General features: G+C 33.3%; 11 protein-coding genes. 3 read left to right on the top strand and 8 right to left on the bottom strand.

The window, feature by feature from the left end; translation table 11 throughout:
* Positions 1-52 precede the first annotated feature (52 nt).
* Both MHH85_RS06160 and MHH85_RS06155 read right to left on the bottom strand, forming a co-directional pair.
* Positions 53-823 (bottom strand): DeoR/GlpR family DNA-binding transcription regulator, encoded by a 771-nt coding sequence (locus MHH85_RS06160; protein WP_340706304.1) that lies wholly within the window; start codon positions 821-823, stop codon positions 53-55.
* Positions 824-939: 116 nt separating this feature from the next.
* Entirely contained in the window at positions 940-1,155 is a 216-nt protein-coding gene (locus MHH85_RS06155) for a hypothetical protein (protein ID WP_193740162.1), read from the bottom strand.
* A 310-nt stretch (positions 1,156-1,465) separates the two neighbouring features.
* On the opposite strand from MHH85_RS06155, the gene MHH85_RS06150 reads away from it, so the two are divergent.
* Together MHH85_RS06150 and MHH85_RS06145 are read left to right on the top strand one after the other, a co-directional pair.
* A complete protein-coding gene (locus MHH85_RS06150) occupies positions 1,466-1,822 on the top strand; it encodes a hypothetical protein (RefSeq protein WP_193740163.1) in 357 nt (118 codons plus the stop codon).
* Between the two features lie 159 nt (positions 1,823-1,981).
* Positions 1,982-2,233: a hypothetical protein gene (locus tag MHH85_RS06145; RefSeq protein WP_340706303.1), complete on the top strand. Its 252-nt coding sequence runs from the start codon at positions 1,982-1,984 to the stop codon at positions 2,231-2,233.
* Between the two features lie 467 nt (positions 2,234-2,700).
* Here the strand turns inward: MHH85_RS06145 and MHH85_RS06140 are convergent, their stop codons facing one another.
* Together MHH85_RS06140 and MHH85_RS06135 are read right to left on the bottom strand one after the other, a co-directional pair.
* Positions 2,701-3,858 (bottom strand): WD40 repeat domain-containing protein, encoded by a 1,158-nt coding sequence (locus tag MHH85_RS06140; RefSeq protein ID WP_340706302.1) that lies wholly within the window; start codon positions 3,856-3,858, stop codon positions 2,701-2,703.
* Positions 3,859-4,154: 296 nt separating this feature from the next.
* Complete coding sequence (locus MHH85_RS06135) at positions 4,155-4,808, bottom strand: hypothetical protein (protein WP_340706301.1); 654 nt, start codon at positions 4,806-4,808, stop codon at positions 4,155-4,157.
* Between the two features lie 305 nt (positions 4,809-5,113).
* Here MHH85_RS06135 and MHH85_RS06130 point away from each other — a divergent pair, with 305 nt between their 5' ends.
* A complete protein-coding gene (locus MHH85_RS06130) occupies positions 5,114-5,734 on the top strand; it encodes an RraA family protein (RefSeq protein WP_340706300.1) in 621 nt (206 codons plus the stop codon).
* A 127-nt stretch (positions 5,735-5,861) separates the two neighbouring features.
* On the opposite strand, the gene MHH85_RS06125 is transcribed toward MHH85_RS06130, so the two are convergent.
* The 4 genes from MHH85_RS06125 to MHH85_RS06110 all read right to left on the bottom strand — a co-directional run bounded on the left by MHH85_RS06125 (position 5,862) and on the right by MHH85_RS06110 (position 10,974).
* Positions 5,862-6,320, bottom strand: coding sequence for a hypothetical protein (locus MHH85_RS06125; protein ID WP_340706299.1), 459 nt, complete (start codon positions 6,318-6,320; stop codon positions 5,862-5,864).
* Positions 6,321-6,581: 261 nt separating this feature from the next.
* Positions 6,582-7,058, bottom strand: coding sequence for a DinB family protein (locus MHH85_RS06120; RefSeq protein ID WP_340706298.1), 477 nt, complete (start codon positions 7,056-7,058; stop codon positions 6,582-6,584).
* A 96-nt stretch (positions 7,059-7,154) separates the two neighbouring features.
* A complete protein-coding gene (locus MHH85_RS06115; RefSeq protein ID WP_340706297.1) occupies positions 7,155-9,347 on the bottom strand; it encodes a peptidoglycan D,D-transpeptidase FtsI family protein in 2,193 nt (730 codons plus the stop codon).
* Between the two features lie 157 nt (positions 9,348-9,504).
* The gene (locus MHH85_RS06110) at positions 9,505-10,974 is read right to left on the bottom strand and encodes an amidase family protein (protein ID WP_340706296.1); all 1,470 of its coding nucleotides are present in this window, start codon (positions 10,972-10,974) and stop codon (positions 9,505-9,507) included.
* Between the last annotated feature and the right edge of the window lie 6 nt (positions 10,975-10,980).

Genomic DNA, 10,980 nt, shown 5'->3' with positions numbered 1-10,980 from the left:
TTATGTAAAAAACGCACAAAAAAACAGTAATGCGAAAAACGCATTACTGTTTTCAAACTTGTACCTTTGTCCATATGTATTTAAAACGATTCCACTTGCTTGGGTATACTACATCACTAATTATTTCATGAATATCTACCACATCTCCAAATTTCACAAGAGATGATATGTTAACTTTGGAACCATCCACAAGTAGAATAGCTTGCTGAGCATTACGAATCATTTTAGAAGATACTAATGTTTCGTCTAAATCAAAGTCATAAATACCTTGTTCGAGTAAGCCTCCACAGGAGATAAACGATTTATTGAATTGAAAATTATCTATTAGGTTTAATGTCAAAGCACCATGTACTGAGCGCTGTGTTGGATTTGTATATCCACCAAGTAAGATGATCTTTCCTGTGAATTGTTGACGTTCTAATGCTTGGCTAAATGCATCGGCTGCTATTATGGAGTTCGTCACTATCGTGATATCTTTGCCACTAATATAAGATGCTAGGTGGACTGTTGTGGATCCAACGTCAACTGCGATAATATCACCATTTTCGATACGTGTTGCTGCTTCTTTAGCGATTCTTTTTTTCGCAATACTATTTGATTGAAGCTTTTGTTCAAAAACAGGCTCCTTTTCAACTTTTTTATACAAAGTGGCTCCACCATGAAAACGATTGACAAGTTTCATCTGAGCCAGTTCATCTAAGTCTCGGCGAATAGTTTCTGGTGAAACTCGTAAATATTCTGAAAGCACCTTAACGAAGACTTTTTTATTTGTCTTGAGTAGCTCTTCAATCATTTGAATCCTTACATGTTTAACTTTGCTCATCGTAAGAAATTCCCTTCTATTAAGATGTTGTAAGTACACCCTAATATAGCATGGCAGTATTAATCATTCGTAAATGTTTTATTAAGGTTTGTAATGACTGCTTTTTTATATAACTATTAATAAAACACTAACAAGATGCCGAATAAAAGTGATCCCATTACTATCGCAACATAAAAACCATAAGTGTCCGAAATAAAATCAATTGATAAAAAAATAAAAGCTTTGAAAAAAGACCTATTTTCTGTCTTATTTTCTTTATATACAATAATAACTCCTGCTACTAGATTCACTACAAAAAATAATATTAATGCTAGTCCAATTAATTGCTCCATATTTCATTCCCTACTTTCGTACCTACCAAATATTTAATGCCGTTTATCCAAGTATTTGAATACCCCCTCCTTTCATACTACTAGAAGAAGTATATAGTATTATATTTTTGTTAAATATAGAATTTAATCATCATAATATTTGAATAATATTACAATTAATGAACACATAAACCTATTCAATTAGTATGAAGTCATTAGTTTATTCTCTAGACAATATCCCTGCACTGATAATACTTACATACTATCAGTTATCACATTTGTAATATATTGGTTTAAAAGGTTATTATATATGTATGGAGGTGGTTTAAGAATGAAGTTTGAGTTAAATCAACGAGTAATACATGAAGGACAAAAAGCTATTATTTGGGACTACAGTGTAAGAAAGAATACTTACTCCATTAAGCCTTTTGAAGATGGGGATATGTTGCTTTTCGACATTCCTGAAGACGCTATTAAACCTATTGATCAATCTGGTATGGCGGAATCTGCGAAAAGACTAGCAAGCTCACTTAGTAGTGCAGTAAACTCTCAAATTGGAGATGTTGAATCTCGAGATTTGGAGAACTGTATGGTAGACCTTTATAATAAGGGGCTACTAATGGAAAATGCTTTTTATGATTATTTCATTAAAGAAATTAAAAACCAGGAAGAAACTTTGAAAATATAATAATAGAGATACCATGTTACAACTATTGAGCAGAACCAAATAAAATGGCCTGCTCTTCTTTTTTGTATATTTTTATATTGAAAACTTAGTTGTATTTAGCAAAAGAATCTATATTTTTATACATATTAGACAATTATGCTTAGAGTGAGGGAATTTGTTATGAAGATGAAACATCTGTTTTTGATGATGGGATTAGTCGTTTTTTTGAGTGCTTGTAACAATAAGAAAAGTGAAGAATTGGCGAAAGCAATTAAAGTTCAAGAGGCAATTGATTTTACAAAAGTGAAACCTGATACAGTCCAAACAATTACGAATACTTCAGACATCGCTATTGTACAAAAATTGTTTAAAAATGCTAAGAAAATGAATGGTGTTGTAGATTTATGGAGCCACAGTATCGTATACAAATAGATAATCACCTATATTTCTTATGGCTAGACTTAGATAATAATACAGCGATTATTATGGATGAAATAGACACGCATACAATTTACAAGATTTCAGATGCTACAAAAATTATTAATCTTATTATTAATAATTGATTTTGTTAATTCATCGATATATAAATCCAAATAAAAAAGACTCCAGTAATACACTGGAGTCAGCTATTAAGTTAAGAAAATACATCTCTTCTAATTCTGTGAGTAATTACTTAAATCTATTTTTTCTCTCTAGGCTTATAAAAAACTAAAGTTAGTCCAATGAGTAAAAAGATGAATCCACTGAAACCATTTATAAAAAATGGATATTGTTCCAAAAAGAAAAATTGAATTATCGTTAGAAACAGTAAATATATCCAACCAACAAGATTCACTATTAAAGTTCGACTCATTTTTCCCATCCTAACTTTCCATATGCAATCAGATTAGTAGTAATTACTATTTCACGTAATACTTTGTAACATCTCCGCCAGCTACGATAAGATATTTGCTGTCCTTAGTGAAGTTCATACTAGTTTTATCAATCATTTTAAGTTCATATAATAATTTATATGAACTGTCATACATTTTAACGCCTCTCATGTCCAGAAGAGCAATTCTTTTTCCATCAGGACTGATTTTAACTTCCCCAATAACGCCATAAGGTCCTCCGAATTTTTTAAGAACTACATTTTTATCTGTATCATACACGTAGACCATAAAATCTTCTTCTTCAACGTTTGTAACACTTAATAATAATTTATTATTATCTTTTGTAAACGTAATACTTCTTACTTCTTTATTATCGATTTTAAATTCTTTTATAACATTCCCTGTTTTTGTATCATTTAAAACAACACGAGTATCATCATAGGATGTAGCTAATATTGAACCATCTACAGAAAGTGCTGCTGCGTTTCTTCCTGTTTCAACATCATCTATTTCCACCACATCTAAGTCCGAATTTACAACTTTCCCTTTGCTCTTATTCTGACTAGCATACGATACCCCATTTTTTACATCGAAGAAGTAATCATTGTTAGGGTTAAACAATTTGAATTTATTATATGAATTAAATTTGAAATTGTAGTAATTAAAAATACTACCATCATAATGAACTAATCCTTTTTTCGAAAAGAAAATAGAATTACTCTTACTGCTATTCTTAGCAAAAGATTTTACTAGATGCCCATTTTTTAAATCATAAAGAGATGAGCCCGCTGAAACATATTTATTGCCAAAAGATGTATCTACTTTTCTTCCTTTATATTTCCCCTCAATGCTCCATACTTTCCTAGAAACAGTGACAGGCAATTTAACTTTTTTACCATATGCTTTTACGTACACATAGGCTTTACCGACGTTTTTAGATTTCACTACACCTTTACTAGAAACAGTCACAATATTCTTATTAGAGGAACTAAAAGACACTTTTGGTTTCTTTACGATCTTCCCATTTTTCTTAACACTATAATTAACTTTTGCAGAACCGTTGTACTTAAGCGTACTTTTACTAAGCTTTGCAGAAACCGTAATCTTACTTGCTGCATCAGCAACTGGAGTTACAAAAGAAAATAACAATACAACCAATACGAAGTAACGGATAATTTTTTTCATTTACACCTCTCCTTGATTTTTTTATTGTAAAAATTTTCGTTAATAATTATAACATACTTAAGATTTTAATAATCTGAAACTTTAGACATAAGTATAACTAATACACGATTTCATTACTTTTAACGTAATGTAATGTTCTGGACATAAAAAAAAGTAATGGCATGTTCCATCACTTTTATATGCTATGAAACTTATTAGAAACTGATTTCTCCTGCTTCTTTATAAACTTTCATTTACACTCTTTATTAATTAATTTCCTAAAATTCGTTTTTCGTCAACGCTAAATAAATTGAAACTTAGTTTACATCAATTTGTATTTTATTAGTTGAAAGACTTAATCGTTCTTTCAAATCATCAGTAATATTTAAGGATACACGTTCTCCTTCTTTCATATTTGTAGTTTTATAACCTTGTGCTGTAGCAACTGTGCCATCAGTTCCCAATGGCGTCCAATTTGTAGTATCAAAATTCAATATATGATCAATATAGTCCCCACTCAATTTCCCTTTCTCTAACCATTTAGGTGGTAAAAAATCGTACCCCAAACCTTTTTCCAATAATAAAATTTCCACATCTCCTTCTGGAATTGTTAATTGTCCATTTTTGGGAATAGATTCTCCATTAACTTGTAACTCATATACAAACTGGTCCTTAGAAAACTCTAGCATTTCTTCATTAGAAAAATTCTTCATCATTTTTTTAATAACATTCACTAAATATTGATTTTGCACATTCATATATTCTGTTTGCATTTGTAGCGACTCTAATTCGCTAGTGTATTCTAAAATATTATGCTGATCATTGTTAGTATCAATTTCAACTTCTTTTTTCGTACTTTGAGTTTGTTGTATATCATCATTATTTTCGCAACCTATTAATATGGTACTAGTTAGTAGACTCAATAATGCTATGGTGATAGTTTTCCAATTTCGAATATTATTCGCCTTCACAATATCCCTCCCTCTTAAAGGTATGTATATAATTCATTTCAATATGCTAAACAATAATTCCTTTTTTATAACCTAGCATTATCAACTTATTCTAAAGCTATTTTAATTGTTCAATTACTCACGAATTACTACTTCAATAATAAATTGTTTGATCACATACATTCCTCAAAAAACAATTTATTACTCATCCATCCATATCCCCTTTTCGCAGGCAATACTCACCCTTCTGTCTAGAATCTATTGTCATATTATCTACTCAACCTATAATATGAATAACAATATTCTAATACAAGGAGGTTTTTTTCATGATTGATACCGAAACATTATTACACACTTTACCAACAACCGCGGTTTCTGATGCACTTGCAGGAACAACGAATTTAAATGCAGCGATTAAACCTTTAAAAGATCAGTATCATATAGCTGGTCGTGCAGTTACAGTTCGTTTACCGATTGGTGAAAATGGTGCTTTACTAGAAGCTATACGTATTGCACAGCCAGGAGATATTTTAGTCGTTGATGCTAAAGGGGATACAAATCGTGCCGTTGCTGGAGATTTCATTGTTTCTATGATGAAAGGGGTCGGGATTCAGGGGCTAGTAGTTGATGGTGTGATTCGAGATATCCAAGCAGTACGCGACTTGGACTTTCCTGTCTTTAGTCTAGGAACAACCGTTGCTGCAGGCAATAAATTTGGAGGCGGTGTAATTCAAGTTCCTATCGCAATAGGTGGTTTTAGTGTACAACCGGGTGATTTCATTATTGGAGATGCAGACGGTGTTGTCGTCATTCCACAAGGCCAAGAAAAAGAAGTCGCTCAAAAAGCACAAGAGAAATTGGAAAAAGATGAAGTCCGAGCTTTATCTATTAAAGGTGGAAAAGAAGAGATCGTTGCATATTTAGATAAGGTATTAGAAGTTAAGTAGGATAAGAGTTTATTTCGAAGAGTAAACTTTTATAAGTTTATATGGCAAAGGGATTCATATTAAATTGCTATAAGAATCCCTTGCTTTACTTTCAATTTTTTATTCTTCGATATTTTTTCAAGCTAATTTAGTTCTCTTTTTTAGTTCTCTTCAACCCATACCTAAAACCTAGGATCATAATAAGTATAGCGAAGATTGATACATTTACTAATCCTTTTTGCAACATACTCATTGGTTGCTCTATTGCTTTTTCTACATAATCAGCTTGTATGAAATGTCCTTTTTCATTTTCTACTGCAATAGCATCTGCCATTGAAACTCCGCTTATCTCATAATATTTCGTGCCAATTTCAAACATATTTGATGCATTACCATAATAGTCTCCTGATGAGTCATTTGGTTTTGTATTTACTTTTCCTATGACATTGCCAATTTTTTCATCTAGCAAAACTACTTCAGACACTTCATATACTTTTCCATCCCAAACGACAAATGGGTAACTCAAAATTTGTGCATGAACAGTTGAAGAACTGAGAAGGGCAAAGAAAAAGAGTATAGTAAATATTAAACATCTATTACCTTTCATTTTGTATCTCCTTCTTTCTTTTAGAGGATTAAGATACATTTTATGCAATAGGTTCATCTAACAATCAGTAATTACTATGGCTCTATTTTTACAACACTTCCTCTTGTACTAATAAGCGCTCACTCATAAAAACGTTCCTAATAGGAATGCCTGCTTCTGCATCTATTTTTGTTGGAATCATAAGAAATATAAAGCGGATACTCTTTCTTAATGAATCTCTATGAAACTTTACTTGAACTATAACTTTGGTCTTTAATAATTTTAATGAGTGCCGAGTCCCCTGCCGATAAAGTTTGCTGATACGGGCTTCTTCCCTATTTCCCTAGCCCAAACGGACAATTGGCCGATGTGATGAATTTCATGAGCAATAACATGTCGCATCACTTCACCCCAAGTGTCTATTGAATGACTGCCATCTGATTGTAGATCGTAAAATTTATTACTTTCCATGTTCTTATCCCAGTTGTTTACAAACTCTTCTACTTCCTTATGAAATCTAGCGTCTAATTCTCGAACCTTGCTTATACTCTTATAATCATCAAAATTCTCTTGAAAATCCTCTTTACCTTGTATTAGTCGTATCCAGCTCCACTCCACATCAACTATATGAAAGAGTGTTTGTAATATACTACCTACCCCTCCAGTACGATTCTTTAGAAGTTCTTCTTCTGTTAGATCCTCACACCAGCTGTACCATTCTTCTCTTACTAACCAGTTATAATGGAATAATAATTGCATTGAAATCTCTCCCTCTTTTAACATATAAATAATTGGTTACAATTTCCCGACACATTCTTTTTCAGTAGTTCCAATAAATATTACTCAGATAAAACGTCAAAGATTCCCAGCTTCCTCTTCATCGATTTTTTCATCAGATACTGGCTTTCTAATTTTTTTTCCTACTAATTGTCCAGTCTTTTTAGTATTTTTCTTTTGGATTTCAAAGTATTTATCTACAGCTTGACGCGCGATGATATTGTTAATGGACTTGTCTATAGATGAGTTTGTTGTCACCCATGGTACAACTACTGCATAGGAAATTTCCGGGTTATCATATGGCGCAAAACCAATATGAGTTAGTGTTAAAGTATCTGTCTTTTTTCCATCTCCATAATAAACCACTTGTGCTGTACCTGTTTTACCTGCTGCATCGAAATCCGCATCACGGAAGCTACTAGCTGCTGAACCTTGGCTTCCAAAGTAAACGCGATGCATACCATTCTTTACATGATTAATTTCTTCTTGCGTATTATCTATTGTATTTAATACAGTTGGTTGAATATCATTTACTATAGGTCCTAATATTTTTCCATCTTCAGATGCTTCACGTATTTCCTTTACGACATGGGGTTTAATACGCTTTCCATCATTAGCTATTGTCGACACAAATTGCGCTAACTGTAGAGGCGTAAAAGTATCATACTGACCTATTACTAAATCAAGTAGTTTACCAGATAGCGTTTCAGTTCCTTTCACCCCTTCAAATTCACCAGGTAAATCAATTCCGGTTTGAACTCCTAAACCAAATTGCGCAAACGAATTACGAATCTTTGTAAAATCCTTTTGTTGTACTGCTAACCCTGCTCCAGGTACATAATTTACACCAGCAATTTTCATCGCCACTCTAAACATATAAACGTTAGACGAGCGTTCAAGTGCTGTTAAATCATCGAGCATAATTGAACCTGAAGGATTAAAGATAGATTGCTTGATTGTATCTCCTATCTTAATAGGCGTATCGATTAACTTGTCACCTATATTAATTGCATCTAATGAATAACCGGTCAAAATTGTAGCCGGTTTAACAACTGATCCTACTTCATATGCAGAGGTAAATGTCCCAATGGCATAATCATTTACTACTGTTTTACCTTCTTCATCTGTCTCTATTTTTTTACCAACCATTGATAATACTTCACCTGTATTTGGATTCATCATAACTAGAAAGGCACGATCGAGCAATGACGATCCGCTTTGTGCTTTGGCAGCTAGTAATTGTTTTTCAACAATCTTATCCAAACTAGCATGTAATTCACTATCAATTGTTAATATTAATTCATCACCTGGAGAGCCCTCTGATGTTGTCTTGGTCTCTACAACTTGCCCCTTTCCGTTTGTATCATTTTTTACAACGGCTTTCTTGCCCTGTAATTGCTCTTCATATTGAGCTTCAATATAACTTTTCCCAACACGGTCATTACGTGAATAATCACGTGCTATATAATATTTCAGCTTATCCTTTGGAATACCCTCTGCTGGTGTAGTTGTGGATCCTAAAATACTTAACGTTGAGTTTTTCACACGTGACCAATCCGTTGTTGTGTTAACGCCTGGTAAGTCTGTCAAACGTTCAGATACAACAGCAAATTCTTTATCTGATACATTATCACTTTTAATAATTTGTGGAGACAAGTAGTAGCCCGAAGCCATCAATCTGAAAATCGCCAATACTTGTAAATCTGATTTAGAAAATGATTCTAACTCTTTATTCTTTATGCGCTTACGTATTAAAATGTCTATTTTAGCTTGTTGTTCTGCAGTCGAAAGTTCAGTATCAGTATGTATTTCAAGCTTTTCCTTTTTACTTACTTTGGCATTCGCCTCTTCATTATGAAGTATAATCCAATAATCCTTCTTATCCCGCTCAGTTATTGATTTTGTATCCATTTTTATAAGTTTAGTCAGTTTTTTTGCAGTTTTTAACATTTCTTTAGTTGTCGTCGTTTGCATTTTCGTATAAGTAATCGCATTCTTTGGTTCGTTATCTACTAAAACCCGACCAAGCCTATCGTAAATACGCCCTCTAGGAACACTAGTATTAACTGTTACTTCTTCATTTTTTGCCAATTCTGTAACATAATCTTCTCCTTTTACAATTTGCATATAACCCAAACGTAAAATAAGTGAAGAAAATAAAACAAAGATTGCGAAGAAAAGTATATTCATACGAAATGAAAGATTGGCACGTTGTTTTGGTTTTACATTTTTCACTCGTTTCTTATTAGTTGGTTTTTTCGACGGTTGCATAGAGTCCCTCTTTCTGTTTTATCTATAAGTAGGAGTATATTCGTTTGAGTGACTGGAAGAGTTTTCCCCATATTTCTAATCCCCTTTTTTAGTAACTATTTTTTAGAAATGATAATTATTATAAAGTAATGGAGTTGTATACTTCTCCGATTAGACCCTAATAAATATTCGGTACTTTTCTATGTTTAGTAGCTTGTTCAAAGGCATAAGCCAGTTTGATCAATTTACCTTCGTTAAATGATGTGCTCGCAAAAGTAATACCGAATGGTCTTCCTGATTCCATATAACCAGCTGGTACTGCAATCGTTGGATAACCCGCTTTTGCTGACACAGTTGAGCCTAAATATGATGGAAATAGAACGGCATCTAAATTGTATTTCTTTAATGCAAAGCCAATTCCTTGTTGCTCAGAAAAATAGATATCCTCTAAGCGCGCCGATAAATATTCTGGATTACTTAAAGTATTTGGTAGATGTTCACGTTGTTCTAATCTGTCTTGCCCATTCTTTAACGCTCGATCTGCATGATCTTTGTTGAACTGAATTAGTTCACTAAAAGAATGTACAGGTTGTTGTGGTGGAAGTTTCGATAAATAGTTGTCGAGGCTGTGCTTTAGTTCATATAAAAGAACAGCACCATTACGTTCTCTATGAAACGCGGGAATTTCAATATCTTTCACTACTGTTGCACCTTGATCATGTAATGTTTGAACTGCATTTTCAAATAACTCTCCATCATATTCATCTGAGTTATAAAATCCGTCAGAACCATGTGTAAAGACTCCAATCCTAGCTCCTTTTAGACCATCAATATGTAAATAACTCGTATAATCCTCAATTTTTATTTCTTTTAATTTATGTGTAGCTGGATCTTGCTCATCAACACTAACCATTGCTCCTAGCAAAATCGCTGCATCTCTTACAGTTCTTGCAAAGGGACCAGCTGTATCCTGCGAATATGTAAATGGAATAATTCCTTTTCGACTGATTAGTCCAACGGTTGGTTTAATACCTACGACAGAATTCAGGGTAGCTGGACTAAGAATTGATCCATCAGTTTCAGTTCCTATCGCTAAAACCGAAAAGTTTGCTGCTACTGCTACTGCCGATCCTGAGCTTGAACCACCTACAAATAGATTGGGGTCACCGTAAGGATTCAATACTTGCCCTCCTCTAGCACTATAGCCAGCCCACATTGTCGTCGACATTGCATTTGCTAGTTCTGTCATATTCGCCTTGCCTAAGATAACAGCTCCAGCTTGTCGCAATTTATCCACTAGAAAAGCATCTGTTGAACTACAGTAATTTTCGAGTGCTAGTGTCCCTGCACTCGTATGCATATAATCATTCGTTTCAATATTGTCTTTTAAGACAACTGGAATTCCGTGCAAAGGTCCTCTAGCCCCTTTGATCGTTCTTTCGTGATCTAATGCTTCTGCTATGAAGATTGCTTCAGGATTTATTTCAAGTATCGAATTAATTTTAGGCCCACCTTGATCATATTTTGCTATTCTATCAAGATAGTACATCGTTAACTCTTTTGAAGTTACTGTGCCCTTTGCCATTGCATCTTGTATATCGTCTATTGTCAATTCTTCTTGGTAAAAATCCTCAAACTTAATACTCATCTATAC

The sequence above is a fragment of the Viridibacillus sp. FSL E2-0187 genome, assembly GCF_038006425.1.
In the GTDB taxonomy this organism is placed as follows: Bacteria; Bacillota; Bacilli; order Bacillales_A; family Planococcaceae; genus Viridibacillus; species Viridibacillus arvi.
Note: the sequence above shows the minus strand (reverse complement) of the source record. Positions and strands in the feature narration are given on the sequence as shown.